Annotated in this window: 17 protein-coding genes; 3 read left to right on the forward strand and 14 right to left on the reverse strand. The window is 45.0% G+C overall.

Translation table 11 applies throughout. The features are described from left to right. Positions 1-83: 83 nt before the first annotated feature. The 6 genes from J7E32_RS23175 to J7E32_RS06270 form a co-directional block, all read right to left on the reverse strand. Positions 84-1,244 carry a murein hydrolase activator EnvC family protein gene (locus tag J7E32_RS23175; protein ID WP_214905202.1) on the reverse strand — a complete coding sequence of 387 codons (1,161 nt, stop codon included), beginning with the start codon at positions 1,242-1,244 and terminating at the stop codon, positions 84-86. Positions 1,245-1,388: 144 nt separating this feature from the next. Continuing rightward, on the reverse strand, positions 1,389-2,294 hold the full coding sequence (gene sdaAA, locus J7E32_RS06250) for an L-serine ammonia-lyase, iron-sulfur-dependent, subunit alpha (RefSeq protein ID WP_214905205.1): 906 nt from the start codon (positions 2,292-2,294) through the stop codon (positions 1,389-1,391). A 27-nt stretch (positions 2,295-2,321) separates the two neighbouring features. Further along, complete coding sequence (sdaAB, locus tag J7E32_RS06255) at positions 2,322-2,987, reverse strand: L-serine ammonia-lyase, iron-sulfur-dependent subunit beta (protein ID WP_214905209.1); 666 nt, start codon at positions 2,985-2,987, stop codon at positions 2,322-2,324. 151 nt (positions 2,988-3,138) lie between these two features. Further along, complete coding sequence (locus tag J7E32_RS06260; RefSeq protein ID WP_214905213.1) at positions 3,139-4,164, reverse strand: GGDEF domain-containing protein; 1,026 nt, start codon at positions 4,162-4,164, stop codon at positions 3,139-3,141. A gap of 297 nt (positions 4,165-4,461) precedes the next feature. Continuing rightward, entirely contained in the window at positions 4,462-5,454 is a 993-nt protein-coding gene (locus J7E32_RS06265; RefSeq protein ID WP_214905216.1) for an anti-sigma factor, read from the reverse strand. Next, the gene (locus J7E32_RS06270; RefSeq protein WP_214905219.1) at positions 5,435-5,980 is read right to left on the reverse strand and encodes a sigma-70 family RNA polymerase sigma factor; all 546 of its coding nucleotides are present in this window, start codon (positions 5,978-5,980) and stop codon (positions 5,435-5,437) included. The genes J7E32_RS06265 and J7E32_RS06270 overlap by 20 nt, the downstream gene beginning before the upstream one ends. A 177-nt stretch (positions 5,981-6,157) precedes the next feature. Here J7E32_RS06270 and J7E32_RS06275 point away from each other — a divergent pair, with 177 nt between their 5' ends. Both J7E32_RS06275 and J7E32_RS06280 read left to right on the forward strand, forming a co-directional pair. Beyond that, positions 6,158-6,502: an ASCH domain-containing protein gene (locus J7E32_RS06275; RefSeq protein WP_214905222.1), complete on the forward strand. Its 345-nt coding sequence runs from the start codon at positions 6,158-6,160 to the stop codon at positions 6,500-6,502. A 3-nt stretch (positions 6,503-6,505) separates the two neighbouring features. Beyond that, positions 6,506-6,946, forward strand: coding sequence for a hypothetical protein (locus J7E32_RS06280; protein ID WP_214905225.1), 441 nt, complete (start codon positions 6,506-6,508; stop codon positions 6,944-6,946). Positions 6,947-7,175: 229 nt separating this feature from the next. Here J7E32_RS06280 and J7E32_RS06285 read toward each other — a convergent pair whose 3' ends face one another. Next, entirely contained in the window at positions 7,176-7,748 is a 573-nt protein-coding gene (locus tag J7E32_RS06285) for a cysteine hydrolase family protein (protein WP_214905227.1), read from the reverse strand. Between the two features lie 190 nt (positions 7,749-7,938). On the opposite strand from J7E32_RS06285, the gene J7E32_RS06290 reads away from it, so the two are divergent. Further along, positions 7,939-8,361 (forward strand): Lrp/AsnC family transcriptional regulator, encoded by a 423-nt coding sequence (locus J7E32_RS06290; protein WP_214905230.1) that lies wholly within the window; start codon positions 7,939-7,941, stop codon positions 8,359-8,361. 37 nt (positions 8,362-8,398) lie between these two features. Here J7E32_RS06290 and J7E32_RS06295 read toward each other — a convergent pair whose 3' ends face one another. The 7 genes from J7E32_RS06295 to J7E32_RS06325 form a co-directional block, all read right to left on the reverse strand. Beyond that, positions 8,399-8,860 carry an SRPBCC family protein gene (locus tag J7E32_RS06295; RefSeq protein WP_214905233.1) on the reverse strand — a complete coding sequence of 154 codons (462 nt, stop codon included), beginning with the start codon at positions 8,858-8,860 and terminating at the stop codon, positions 8,399-8,401. After that, positions 8,853-9,203 carry a MerR family transcriptional regulator gene (locus J7E32_RS06300; RefSeq protein ID WP_214905236.1) on the reverse strand — a complete coding sequence of 117 codons (351 nt, stop codon included), beginning with the start codon at positions 9,201-9,203 and terminating at the stop codon, positions 8,853-8,855. Before J7E32_RS06300 ends, J7E32_RS06295 begins: the two co-directional genes overlap by 8 nt. 399 nt (positions 9,204-9,602) lie before the next feature. Further along, positions 9,603-10,025 (reverse strand): protein-tyrosine phosphatase family protein, encoded by a 423-nt coding sequence (locus J7E32_RS06305; RefSeq protein ID WP_214905238.1) that lies wholly within the window; start codon positions 10,023-10,025, stop codon positions 9,603-9,605. A gap of 15 nt (positions 10,026-10,040) precedes the next feature. After that, a complete protein-coding gene (gene arsA, locus J7E32_RS06310; RefSeq protein ID WP_214905241.1) occupies positions 10,041-11,813 on the reverse strand; it encodes an arsenical pump-driving ATPase in 1,773 nt (590 codons plus the stop codon). Between the two features lie 14 nt (positions 11,814-11,827). Then, positions 11,828-12,175, reverse strand: coding sequence for an arsenite efflux transporter metallochaperone ArsD (gene arsD, locus J7E32_RS06315; RefSeq protein ID WP_214905244.1), 348 nt, complete (start codon positions 12,173-12,175; stop codon positions 11,828-11,830). Positions 12,176-12,232: 57 nt separating this feature from the next. Beyond that, a complete protein-coding gene (gene arsC / locus J7E32_RS06320; RefSeq protein WP_214905247.1) occupies positions 12,233-12,655 on the reverse strand; it encodes an arsenate reductase (thioredoxin) in 423 nt (140 codons plus the stop codon). Between the two features lie 19 nt (positions 12,656-12,674). Continuing rightward, positions 12,675-13,970, reverse strand: coding sequence for an arsenic transporter (locus J7E32_RS06325; RefSeq protein WP_214905250.1), 1,296 nt, complete (start codon positions 13,968-13,970; stop codon positions 12,675-12,677). Positions 13,971-13,977: the final 7 nt, after the last annotated feature.

Here is a 13,977-nt window from a genome sequence, read left to right on the forward strand (position 1 = left end):
CTTTTTTAACAGAATAATCAGTAAACTAATTATAGCATTGACGTTAACGTAAAGAGCAAGCCAGATTCCAAATGGAACCTGGCTTATTTTTTCACATATAGCAGCGGATCGACGCTGTTTGATTTCTCATAGTTCCACTGGCCTGCATGGATTTCAAAGTGGAGATGCTTTCCTCTGCTGTCGCCGGTGTTACCCATATAGCCAAGCAACTCGCCTTTCTTGACGGCCTGACCTGTTGTGACTGTGCTTTTTTCCAGGTGGGCGTAAAGGGTGGTGAAGGTCCTGTCACCGATTTTGTGGGTGATCAGGACGCAGTTTCCGTAAGTTGCAGAATAATAAGAGCGGATGATGGTTCCGGATGCAGCCGCGACCACTTCGGTTTCAGCCGATTCATCGGCAATATCGATGCCTGCGTGCAGCCTGCCCCATCTCGGACCGTAGCCAGAGGTCAATTCTCCCTTAGTAGGCATGATAAAAACGTCCTCAGATACAGAGGCATGCTCCTCCACTCTCTGGTTTTCTTTTAAAATCGCAATCTCCTGTGATGCGAGGTTGACATAGATCTCATACATGTCCATCAGCTGTGATTCACTTTCCTCCTTAGTGGCATGAACAGTTTCAAGCAGGCGCTGTTTCTCCTCTGCCTTCTTCTCCAATTCAGCTTTCAGTGACAACATTTCCTGCTGGTCTTTTTCGAGCAAAATCACTTTGTCTTGGAGTGCATTTTCCCGTTCCTTCAAAGACTCCAAGTCAGTTTTGTGTTTTGCCAGCAAATCCTTATCAGCGTTAATGATTGTACCGACGGCGATTGCCGCATCAAACAGCTGGGACACGTTTTTCGAATCAAAAATCAAATCCGCATACATTCCCAATCCATCATTATTCTGCATCAAACGCAGCCGTTTTTTGATTAATTGCTCCCGGTAATCGATGTTGGAGCTGAGCTTGCTAATTTCCTTTTCCATGTCCGCTGCAGCTTGTTCTGATGAATCTAAGACGATTTGAAGATCCCTGATTTTCTGATTCAGCTCGGACATCTCATCATCCAGCGCCTTCAGTTCGTTAAGATATTTTTCCTCAGCCTTTTCCAACGTACTGATTTGTTTTTCATTTTCAATGAAGTCCTGCTTTAGATTCAACCGTTTCTGCCGAATTTCGGACAGACTCTCTGATGATTCAGCGTAGGCTGCACTCATTCCAGTCAGCCCAATTGTCACTGCGAGGAATACACTCCGTTTAAGCACCCTTTCCCTCCAATATTCAAGTCTGCATGACTGATTCTATGTAATCTTTCATTCAGTATACAGAAGAGAAGGTGCTAAATCTGTCGACTTCTGGCTTTTTGAAAACTAAAAAACCACTCTCAAAAAGAGAGTGGCTCAACTACATTATTTCTGAATCAAATAATCTACCAGCTTTTCCTTTGGCTTCCCAAAGATTTCTTGCTCCAGGCGACGGCCTGTCGGTGTCGCCGCAAGTCCGCCTTCTGCTGTTTCTCTTAATGCGGATGGCATCGTCTGGCCAATGGCGTACATCGCACCGATGACTTCGTCGCATGGAATTCGGCTTGTTAAGCCGGCAAGTGCCATGTCGGCCGCAGTGATGGCGTTCGAAGCACCCATCGCATTTCTTTTTACACATGGAACTTCGACTAGACCTGCAACCGGGTCGCAGACTAATCCAAGCATATTTTTCAGCGTGATTGCGAACGCATCAGATGACTGCTGCGGAGTTCCGCCTGCCATTTCAACAATTGCAGCTGCAGCCATACCTGCAGCGGAGCCGACTTCTGCCTGGCAACCGCCTGCTGCGCCGGAAATTGATGCGTTATTCGCTACGACAAAACCGAATGCAGCGGTCGTGAACAGATACTCGATCATCTCCATGCGTGTCGGGTTTAGCTTTTCTTTTACTGCAAAAAGTGTCCCAGGAACAACGCCTGCTGATCCTGCAGTTGGTGTCGCGCAAATGATGCCCATTGCCGCGTTCACTTCATTCGTGGCAACAGCCTTGCTGACGGCATCCAATAATAGATTGCCCGCCAGCGATTTTCCGCTCGCGATATAGTTTTGCAATAAGACTGCGTCCCCACCGGTCAAACCAGTCTGGGATTTCACGCCAGCCAAGCCTCTTTCCACAGCGCGTTCCATGACCTGCAGGTTATTGTCCATTTGGGCAATGATCTCCTCACGGGAACGACCTGATACTTCTATTTCCTGCCGAATCATGATTTCGGCGATTTTCACCTGATTTTTTTCAGCTAATTCCACAAGCTCCGCAACATTACGAAACATGGCTTGCCCTCCTGATGTAACTCAAATTTAATCAACGAGACGGATAACCTGGTCAACGCCATCAAGGGCAGTTAACTCGGCATAAACGCCGTTCTCGATTTTGTGGTCCATTTCAATGACCATTACTGCTGTGTCTCCCTTATCTTTTCGCGAGACTTCCATATGGCCGATGTTAATTTGATATTTTGATAGTACAGATGTCACGGCTGAAATCAGCCCGAATCTGTCATGATGGACGACAAGAATTGCCGGATTGCCACCGGACAGCTTCAGCTTGAACGAATTGATTTCCGTAATCTCGACCGTTCCGCCGCCGATGGAAATTCCGACGATTTCAAGCTCCTTGCCTTGCCCATCATATAAATTTATTTTTACAGTGTTCGGATGCTCCATAACAGCATCCTCTGCAATGAATTCAACTTCAAGCCCGGATTGCTCAGCTATTTTCAAAGCTTCTGGAATCCGTTCATCAAATGTGTCAAAGTCCAGGATTCCGGCTACGAGTGCCAAATCAGTTCCGTGTCCCTTGTATGTTTTTGCAAAAGAGCCGTACAGGGAGATGACGGCCTTCGTCGGCTGCTTCTCGAACAATGTGCGCGCCACGCGGCCAATCCTTGCAGCACCGGCTGTATGTGAACTCGATGGCCCGATCATCACCGGACCAATAATATCAAAGGCAGAACGATATTTCATGGTGCACTGCTCCTTTTACCAATCTATTGAAAGCGATTTCATATATAAACATTTTTAAAGAGTTCTAACCATAGTTATCTTACCACATTATATATATAGTTTAATCATAAATTATTGGAAATTTAAAAACCATCCCGATCTATCAGGATGGTTAATTTACGCTGACCTTATTCCTGCCACCGTTTTTCGATACATACAATGCTTCATCGGCACGGTTCAGCAAGGAATCAATATTGTCTCCGCTCTGGTAATCGGTAACCCCAAAGCTCGCCGTCAAACTGCCAGCTCCTTTGAAGCAATGATTTTCGACCATCTTGCGGAAATGCTCTGCTTTTTCATAGGCCTGTCCATCGATACTATCCGTAATCAGGATGAATTCCTCTCCGCCCCAGCGGCCGAAAAGGTCACCGTCTGTTAGATTACCAGAGACGATGGCAGACAGCTCCTTCAAAACACAGTCACCGATTTTATGGCCAAAGTCATCGTTAACCTTTTTAAAATGGTCGATATCGAAAAAGATAATCGAAAACGATTTTTCTTCTTCTTCCGCAGCCTCGAGCTTTTCTTCGAGCCAGACATCAATCTGGTGCCGATTGGCAATGCGTGTCAGGGAATCGATATAAGCGTGTTTTTTAAAGAAATCCCTCTCTGTAAAAGCTCGGAACATATTTTGCGCGTAAAATAGGACGAGTATATAAACGATATTTGCTGCATGAAATTGCGTCAGGGAATCAATTGATTCTGGAGTCATTTGCCCGCTGTAGATCACCGCGATGGTTAGTGTGATCAGGAAGATAAAAATCGAGAAATACATCCCTCTCCTTGTGCCCAGCACCAGAAAGAAAAACATGATGATCAACGGCATCCAGACGATGAAATCACCAAGCGAACCCCCGGTTGTCGCCATATCGTTATGGACAACATCAAATAAGGTTGAGACATGATATATGCTGACTAAAAATAGATTTGAGTACTCGCCGAACCGGATTCCCCGATTTAAGAATGCCAGAACCCAGCTGACAGAAAACCAGAAAATGAGTGTAGTGTTTATTACTGTATCAAACTGACTCTGATTGTTCAGGAAGCTGTTGATGACGAGTGCAACCGTGATAATCGGCAGTAACCACATATACACGCTTCTTTTCAGCTCAGCGATTGTATCGAATTTATCAAACATCTTCCCCATCTCCCCGGCGATCCGCCTCAGGTGTAGGCATAATCAACTCCTGCACCCAATCCTAATTGTCCATCGCTCAATCTATCTTAATTATTTCTCGAAAGTAACTATTTTGAAACTGAGGTAAATCTGTCTAGAATTGGGCATCCACTGTAAAAAGACAGCTGTGCACTCTATACTTCCATTTTACTAGAAAACTCTATTTTAGTATATTTATAACTGCAAAAGAAGAAGCAAAAGTCCCAGAAAAGACTCTGCTTCTTCTTAAATGGATAAAATATTTTTCAGACGGGGTACTTACTCTTCAGACCAATTCCAGTAAGCCATTTCCCCAAGGTCGGCTCCCTGGATCTGCTGGTTCTCTTTCAACTTCAGCAATTCCTTCACCGGTCCGGTCACGACCGCGCCGTAGACCTGGAATCCTTCTTTCATAAGATAGTTGTAGCGCTCCTCAAGGTGAGAGAGGCCGAGGAAATTCTCACGGTAGCTGGTTGATTCATTTTCGAGCAGGTTTTTCATTTGCCGCAGCATCAATTTCCTATTTAAAGCAGTGAATTTTTCCTCAAGACCGTATTTGCTTTGGGACCTGTAACGATTATCCGCTTCACGCCCGCCTGTAAATCCAAAAGGTGCTACTGACAATGAATCATTGCTGCCCCACGAGCTCTCTTCAAACTCCTTCAGCTCCCCGGTATACAGCGGCATCCATAGCACATCGAGATCATATGGCTTTAAAAACTCCAGCATTTCCTCAGGTGTCATATATTCTTTTGTGGAAAAAGACAGCTCGGCAACCGTACCTTCGTGGACCATTTCTAGCTTGGTCCAAACTGCTGGATCCTCGTTTGCTTCAAGCTTATTGCCTGTCTTCGGATGTTCCGGCAGGTAAAAGTTATGTTCACTCTCAGTTTTAGGCTTGAAGTATTCTGTATCATTCTTTGGAAAGATTCCTTTGACCAATTTTTTGGTACCGACCAGTTCCATCTCTTTCCCTATCATTTTATAAACTGGATAGGATATTTTTTGCGTGAGGAATGGGGTGATTTCACTTGAGTCAATGCTGCCAAAATCCTCCTGCAAATTCGGCTGTGTCCAGTCCATCGCCACCAGGCTGTTAAAAAGATGCTTTTTATCGAGACCCAGGGAATGATAGCTGATCGAGACCACCATCATATACAGCCAAAAGAAAAACAGCGTGGCTGCGATGATCCTGATTATCTTCATTGTCAACGTGAATCGATATTTCAAAAGGATTTTCTTTTCCTTATCCTTAGTCCATTCCATGTTCATCGTCCTTCCATCCTTGTTTTTCCGCTATTTGCGCAAGTCTTTTCCGCGCCCGGTGAAGCGTCACCTTCACCTGATTTTCTGACAGCTCGAGCGCTTCCTCTATTTCCTGATAGCTGAACATCTCGACCTCACGCAGGTACAGGATCGATCGATACTGCTCCGGCAAGTAAGTCATCAACTGCTGCAGGTCGTCGGAGGTCTCTGCCTGGATCGCCTCATCCTCCGGAAGCCCATATGGACTCGCAATTTCATCCTTCGCAAACAAATAATCCGCAAACGGGACCCATTTCCTGCGCTGTCGCCTCCGCCATTCATCCAGATACGCATTGCGGGCCACCTTGAAAAGCCAGGCCCTCACATCCTCATTCTGGTAAAAAGAAAGCGAAATCGTCGCGCGGACAAACGTTTCCTGCACCAAATCCTCCGCCAGCTGATGCGAGCCCGAAAGCTTCAGCAGAAAATAATAAAGGGGCTTCGTGTACCTTCTATATAAATTGTCGAGTTCATTCCTTCTGCCGTCATCCATACTACTGCCCCTCATTTTTAAAATCTCATAACTAAAACGATGAACTATGTAAAATGTTACACTCTATAGGAAAAGTTTTGTATAAAAGTTTCAAAAACACTATTTTCACGTTGAATGGCTTTCCTTTTTCGAAGTATGGTACATTATTATAGGAACTAAAGGAAGGGAGTTTTTTCAATGACAGAACAGAACAATGCTTTACCGCCAAAAACGTGTGAGATTGAGCGTCTGATCACAATGGAAGACGATATCAATAAGGTACTTGAAGGCAAGAAAACAGCGACTCGCCGTAATGGCCGTTATGCCGATGTAGGTGAGATCATGGAGTTAAATGGCAAGAAATTCGTTGTCGACAATGTTTATTCCCAGTCACTTGGAGAATTGACAGATGCTGATGCTCAGCGCGAAGGCTTTGAAAATGTCGAGGAGTACAAGCAATCGATTTTGTCTTATCACCCTGGGATGCCTTGGCTTCCGCAAATGCGTGTCTGGGTTCACGAATTCAGTCCTGTTGCAGAATAAAAAATGGACTTAGTTTATCGAGCCATTATTTATCTTCACGTTGCAAGCGTGATTGCATCAATTGGGCCATTCTTCATTTTGATGCCCATTGTAAAAAAACTGCCTGATGCTGTGGGGAAAGAATTGGAGGCACACTTAGCTTTGTTGAAGTCAGTCGTGCGGCTGTCAAAGCACGCCGGCCATGTGCTGATTGGAACAGGAGTGCTACTCGTAATCCTCGGCCCATGGACATGGAAAACGCCGTGGATTGTTGGGACTTTGGCGCTGTTGTTTGCCTCCCTGTTCTTCCTCGCGAGGGCATTTTCGCCAACGCTACGTAAGTTTGCCGAAGAAGGCGCTAATAAAATAGAACTCTCCGCAAAATTGAATCGCACCATCTGGACCTACATCATCTTATTGATGTCGATGCTCTGGTTCATGGTCGTGAAGCCGAATTTGTGGTGAATTTTGATGAAACCCGGGCAGCGTTGTCCGGGCTTTTAAGATTGACGGGATGGATGACTTGGTCGATATAATTCGGAATGTGGTCGATATATTCGGAAATGTGGTCGATATAATTCAAAATCCGCCAATAAAATCAAAAATGTGGTCGATATATTTTATTTTTCGCCAATAAAATAATATATGTGGTTGATATGTTTTGATTTATGCAACTTCAGTACGAAGACCTACTTCATTTTACAAGAATCCCCTCTTTTAAAAGGGATTCAGTATCAATAATTACCGCAAATTCTTCATTCAGATTCGCCATCGTCATCGCATGAATCAACCCTGCTTCGTAGACTTCTCCATTAATCCCTTTCCGGTCAAATGTTGCTGTCGCATCAGTAATGAGGATCGGATTAAACCCATAATTGCCAGCCATGCGTGTTGTCGTTTCAACACAGTGGTTCGTCGTCAATCCCGTAATGACAATATGCTCACTATTCATATCCACAAGGATTTGATGCAAATCAGTCCCGATGAAAGCACTGTTCACAGATTTAGTAATTACAATTTCCTCCTCCAGCGGCTGGATAAAGTCCATGAACTCAATGTCCTCTTTCTTTTCACTAAAAAAGAAGGAACTCTTATTTTCAGAGATATGCCGCACGAAGATAATCGGCCGCCCCATTTCCCGCCAATGCCAGATCAGTTTATCAAGGTTTTCTTCCGCATTGAGATTGTTCCTGTTCCCCCAGGCCGGGTTAAAAAAAGCCTTCTGTACATCAATCACAATCAGCGGATCATTTTTCGTTAATCTCATATCCATCAGCCCCTTATCATTTATAAGGTAATTTTAATAATAAAAGGATATAATTTACATAAAGTTTCTTCGTTATTTAAGATCATTTCCTTTAAAATTTACTACATTTATGTCATCTTTCCTTAAAAACATAAATCAGGTATCTAAATAGAAATTCTCTTACTTAAAAAACATTAAACGGGGTGTCTGTATGGACCAGGTGGATAAAAATATCCTTCACCATCTTCAGGATGACGGCAGGATTTCGATGACTGAATTAGGAAGGCGTGTGGGGTTATCCGTCCCTGCGGTGAAGGAGCGAGTAAAACGACTGGAGGAAAATGGAACGATTCTTGGATATCGTGCTATTCTCAATCCCAAAAAAGTGAACAAGCAAGTGCTGGCTTTTATCCTGTTTGATTCAAAGCGCTGCAAGGAATTCCGCGAATTCTGCATTGAGCATCCAATGGTCGTCGAATGCCACAGGCTAGCTGGGCAATATAGCTATCTAGTAAAAATCCTTGCAGGTTCAGTAGAAAACCTTGAGGAGTTCATCGATGAATCAATGGCATATGGACATCCTTCAACTTTGATCAACTTGTCTTCACCTGTGGAATTCAAACATATTACATAAAAATAAGGCTGCCTTCTGATTAATGGCAGCCTTGGGATCATTTCTTCGCTTCCTGCAGTGCTTCTTTTTCCACCAGATCCATAAAATCGGCGACGACTTTTTTGTTATTCTTTTCTCCGCCCAATTTCAGCAAGGTCTTGCCCAGGAAGTTAAGTCCAGTATTCTGACCTTGATAGATAAACCTGGTTTCATCCTCCCCGACCTTGACCAGCGTGAACGCTGCTTCAACCTGAAATGCTTTTGCCAGCGTGAATCCGATTTTGTTGTGTTTTTTATCAGGAGTGTTTTCGTACTCAAGGTCTTCAACTATGTACGTTTCGATTCGCTTTCCTTCTTTATATTTCTGCTCGTACTTCGAGCCGACGACTCCTTCTTTCTTTTCGATTACCTTGTTCTCCACCACATTCGGCATGATTCGCTGGATGTTCTCCAGCTGAAACAATGTCCAGATCGTTTCGATATTGACCGGAATGATCCGCTCTTCGTGCCACTTAATCATCTTCTTCGCCCTCCACCCCAAATTCGAAGAAATCATCCATTTCTTCTATGAGTTTATTTAACTCCTGCACCTGATTCACGAGTCCCTGTCTCTTTTTCAATAATATCTGTTCCAGATTTTCAAACGATTCATCGTTCACCACGGTCAACATTTCCTGGATGGTAAAATTAAATCGTCTTAGATGCACCAATAACCTTGCCACCAAATACGATCCGTTGTCATAATAACGATACTTATTATTTGGATCGATGAATACAGGCTCGAGCAGCTTGATCTCCGCATAATACCTGAGCGTCTCCTTGCTGAGCCCCGTCATTTTGGAAAATTCGCTTACCTTGTACATTGCGGCCCCCTTATAGAAACATCTTAAACTATGTAGCGCACCACAGTGTCAAATATTTTATAAAAAAAAGCCGATGCATGAGTTCATACACCGGCTCTGTCTTCTAACAGCAATCTCTCTCATTCCCAGACAAAACGAACCCGTTTCCCTGCTGGTCAAAATCGAGCGTCGATTCCTTTGCTTCGATTTCGATTGATGGGTCGATTGCTACTCTGATTCCATTTGATTCAATTACTTCATCATCTGATTCCGGCTCATCCAGAGCCAGGCCTAATTTTGGGCTACCTCAACTGATGCCGGCAAAAAACACACGGATGCCGGTTGCATTTTGCTCCTGCAGCAGCTGTTTTAGGCTGTCACGAGCTTGATCGGTGATTTTCAAAAAAACTTCCTCCTATCCTATGCGCCAGGGAATAATCTTCCGAGCGCTGCTTTCATTTCGGGATTCACATTGATGACACTGCGGATTCCCTTTGCTTTTGCTTCTGCTTCCTCGATGTTGTCTGCTTCGCCAAGCTTCAGCAAGGTTCCAATCGCGACGGTGCCTGTTCTGTTTTTTCCGCCAGAGCAGTGGAAATAAACATTTTTCCCGGATTCGTATGCGTTGATTACCTCGTCAATGGCTTGCTGGACAGACTCATCCTGGTTCTCAGCATTGTCGACGATTGGCTGATGCTTCCGATTATAATCATAGTCGCCTTCTGCGTTTTCTGCACGCAAATCATACACAACATCGATTTTTTCCTTCTTCAGCAATTCAGGAATGGCGTCTGCTCCGCCAATGTAAATTCGATTTGGGATTAATTCCTGGTATTCACTCATCTATGAATCCACCTTTCAATGATTAATCAAGTCCTTCATTTTATCGTACCCAATTTTTTCTTCGGGCTGCCATGGAACAATGCTTGTCCTCTCGGCGATCTCTTCACTGACTCGCTTAATCCAGACTTTTTCAGCATCGGCTCTGCTCTGAAGAATCGGGTCTGTCGTTTGCTGTGCGTACAGGCTTTGATTGATCACCCACCATACCGGCTCAATCGACGCCCGTTTTAAATCATCGCGCAGCCGCGTCGCTTCAAGAACAGGCGTGGCTTCTGGCAGGGTAACGATGACCACGCTTGTTTCCTCAGGGTTACGCAATTTTGGCAATAAATTCTGGACGCTCTCAGAAACGTTACCCGTCGAGCGGGAGATTTCTTTATGGTACGATTCAGCAGAGTTCAGCAGCAATAATGTATGTCCAGTTGGCGCTGTATCGATGACAACAATCTCGTCCTTCGACTTCTCCACGATATCGGCAAATGCCTGGAATACGGCAATTTCTTCTGTACATGGCGAATTCAGATCTTCCTCCAGATAAGCTAGGGCATCCTCGTCTAACTGCTCCTTATTTTGAGACAGAACTGTTTCTTTGTAAGCCTGTACTTCCTTTTTCGGATCCAGGCGGCTGATGCTCAGGTTATTGTGGGCATCCTTCTGCTGGAATGTATACTCAAGATGTGCAGCTGGATCAGTTGTTGTCAAATGGACCTTCAAGCCTTTTTCCGCCAGTCCAACAGCAATTGCTGAAGCCATCGTCGTCTTGCCGACTCCGCCCTTCCCCAGCGTAAAAATGATCCTCATATCCTTTTCGGCAAAATCATCAATGAGTTCCTGCAAAGAATGCAATTTTGCCTCAGACAATTCCACTTCGCTTCTCTCAGCAGAATACGTCGCAGGCTTGAACATCCTGCGCAGATTGTCCACCCCGGTCAATGAAAAAGGAACAAAAGGCACTGAGAACATTCCGACCTGCTTCAAAGATTGCGGCAGATCCACCAGCGCTTTCCGCTGCCGGTCATAGAATGCTTTTGAAATAGGATCTTCTTGTACGTGACTCTGCAAAAGCCCATTGATGATGACTACCTGATTTTCCATGCCGATTTCCTTCAGCTCAGCTGAGGCCCTTTCTGCTTCAAGCATAGAAGAAGGTTCCGGCCTTGCAACAAGAATCAGTGTCGTCATGTTTGGATCTGACAATGCTTTTACCGTGGAAGTATAAAGCTGCTTCTTTTCTCCAAGCCCAGATAACGGTCCGAGGCAGGATGCGCCATGAGTGCTTTCCTCTAAAAAGCTGCTCCACGCGGTCGGCAGCTGCAGGAGCCTGAGAGTATGGCCAGTCGGGGCCGTATCGAACAAGATATGGTCATACTGACTGATCAAATCCTGGTTTGTGAGCAAATTGGAGAACTCATCAAAAGCGGCGATTTCCACTGTGCATGCTCCGGAAAGCTGCTCTTCCATCGTCGCGACGACACTTTCCGGCAGTGCACTTCGATAAGGAGAAATCACTTTTTCCCGGTACTGCCTTGCAGATTCCTCGGGATCGATATTGCAGGCTGATAGATTCGGAACAGATGGAACCTCGACTGGCTCATTGCCGATTTCAATATCAAATACATCCTGCAGATTCGATGCCGGATCTGTACTGACAATCAGTACCTTCTTACCTGTATCCGCCAGCGCAACCGCTGTTGCACATGCAGTGGATGTCTTTCCCACTCCGCCTTTTCCGGTAAAAAAGAGATAAGGGGTGTTGACTACATATTTCGGATGGAAAGTTTGAAACATGGCTATTCTCCTTCCTAAAGCAGCGTTTTGCGCGGTTTTTCAGGGGTCAGGTCTTGGACATCCACGCCAAGCCAGCTAGCAAATTCTTCATTAGAAGGGTAGCTGCCTATCTTTTCGACCTTTCCGTCCACCATTACAAGCGGCAGTGCTTCTGGTCCTTTTTCATGCAATACCTTGTTCACTTCTTTATGTTCAACAAATGCGGCTGGATCATTGGCAAGATTAAAGCGGCTGATTGGAAAGCCTTTTTTCTCCAGGATAAAAATGGCGGAGGCTACCCTAGTTAATTCCGGATCCACATTAGGTCCGCAGACGCCTGTAGGACAGCATAGTGCCGGGTCAAAGATTTTAATTGTCTTCATCGCTCTTCTCCTCCTTAGAACAACAGCCAAGAGTTTCCCCTTGGCTGTTGTTTTTGTTTATTTTCCAGTCTCAGCAAACGTCTTGATGCGGTCGCTGATTTGGTCACGCACGCGTTGGAACACGGCCCACTTTTCTTCTTCTGTTCCTTCAGCTTTTGCCGGGTCGTCAAAGCCCCAGTGCTCGCGTCTTACATGGGGAGGTGTCATCGGGCAGTGCTCATCTGCATGGCCGCAAAGTGTGACAACTAAGTCAGCATTGTTCAGGATTTCCCGATCAATCACATCTGAAGTCTGGTTCGTGATATCGATATCCACTTCCTTCATTGCTTTTACAGCATTAGGATTCAAACCGTGCGCTTCAAGCCCCGCACTCTTCACTTCCCACTCGTCTCCAAGATATTTTTTTGCCCATCCTTCAGCCATTTGGCTTCTGCAAGAGTTTCCAGTACATAAGAAGTAGATTGTTTTTTTGTTTGACATTTAGATTCGCTCCCTTGTTTTATATAATGAGTAACCAAATATATAGACCTACCAAAGTGATGAACAGAGTAGGGATGGTTAAAATGATTCCTGTTTTAAAATAAGTGCCCCATGAAATCTTGACGCCTTTCTGTGAAAGGACGTGCAGCCACAGCAATGTTGCCAGTGAACCGATCGGGGTGATTTTAGGACCTAAATCGGATCCGATGACATTCGCATAAATCAACGCTTCTCGGATGACGCCAGTTGTATTAGTATCTGCAATCGCCAGGGCGTCAATCATGACTGTTGGCATATTGTTCATGACAGAAGATAGAATCGCTGCGATGAAGCCCATGCCGATCGTTGCCACAAACAAGCCCTGATCAGCCGCAGCCTGGATGACATCGGCAAGAATGTTCGTCAATCCAGCATTACGCAGTCCGTAAACGACTACATACATTCCAATTGAGAAGAATACAATTGCCCATGGTGCGCCTTTGACGACTGTTGCCGTATGGACAGCCGGGCTTCTCCTGGCCATCATCAAGAAGAAAATCGCGACGATCCCAGCAATGAACGATACCGGGATGTTCAGGAATTCACTTCCAAAGTAGCCTACAAGCAGGATTCCTAAAACAATCCATGATAAGCGGAACATCTTCGCATCCTTAATTGCTTCAGCCGGCTTTTTCAAATCCGACATCTTGTAATTTTTCGGAATGCTCCTTCGGAAAAATAAATACAAGACTAAAATACTTGCACCTAATGAGAAGAAGTTCGGCACAATCATGCGGGATGCATATTCTACGAATCCAATATCAAAGAAGTCAGCAGATACGATATTTACCAGGTTGCTGACAACCAGCGGCAACGAAGTCGTATCGGCAATGAATCCACTCGCGATGATAAATGGAAAGACCATTTTTTCTTCAAATTTCAGGTTACGCACCATCGCCAGAACGATCGGGGTCAAAATTAGTGCGGCCCCGTCATTTGCAAACAATGCAGCAACAGCCGCACCAAGCAGGGTCACGTACACAAACATCTTGACGCCGTTCCCCTTGGCAGCCCTAGCCATGTGCAGGGCAGACCATTCAAAGAATCCAATCTCATCTAAAATTAGTGATATGATAATGATTGCGATAAATGCGAGTGTTGCATTCCAGACGATTCCGGTAACGTCGATTACGTCTTGGAAGTCAACAACACCGAAGATCAATGCTAGAATAGCTCCCCCTACCGCTGACCAGCCAATCCCAAGACCCTTAGGCTGCCAGATGACCAATGTCAGTGTCACGAGGAAAATCAGTGAAGCGATAATCGGTAATGACAAATCCACA

Source organism: Bacillus sp. ISL-55 (assembly GCF_018613155.1).
Classification (GTDB): domain Bacteria; phylum Bacillota; class Bacilli; order Bacillales; family Cytobacillaceae; genus Mesobacillus.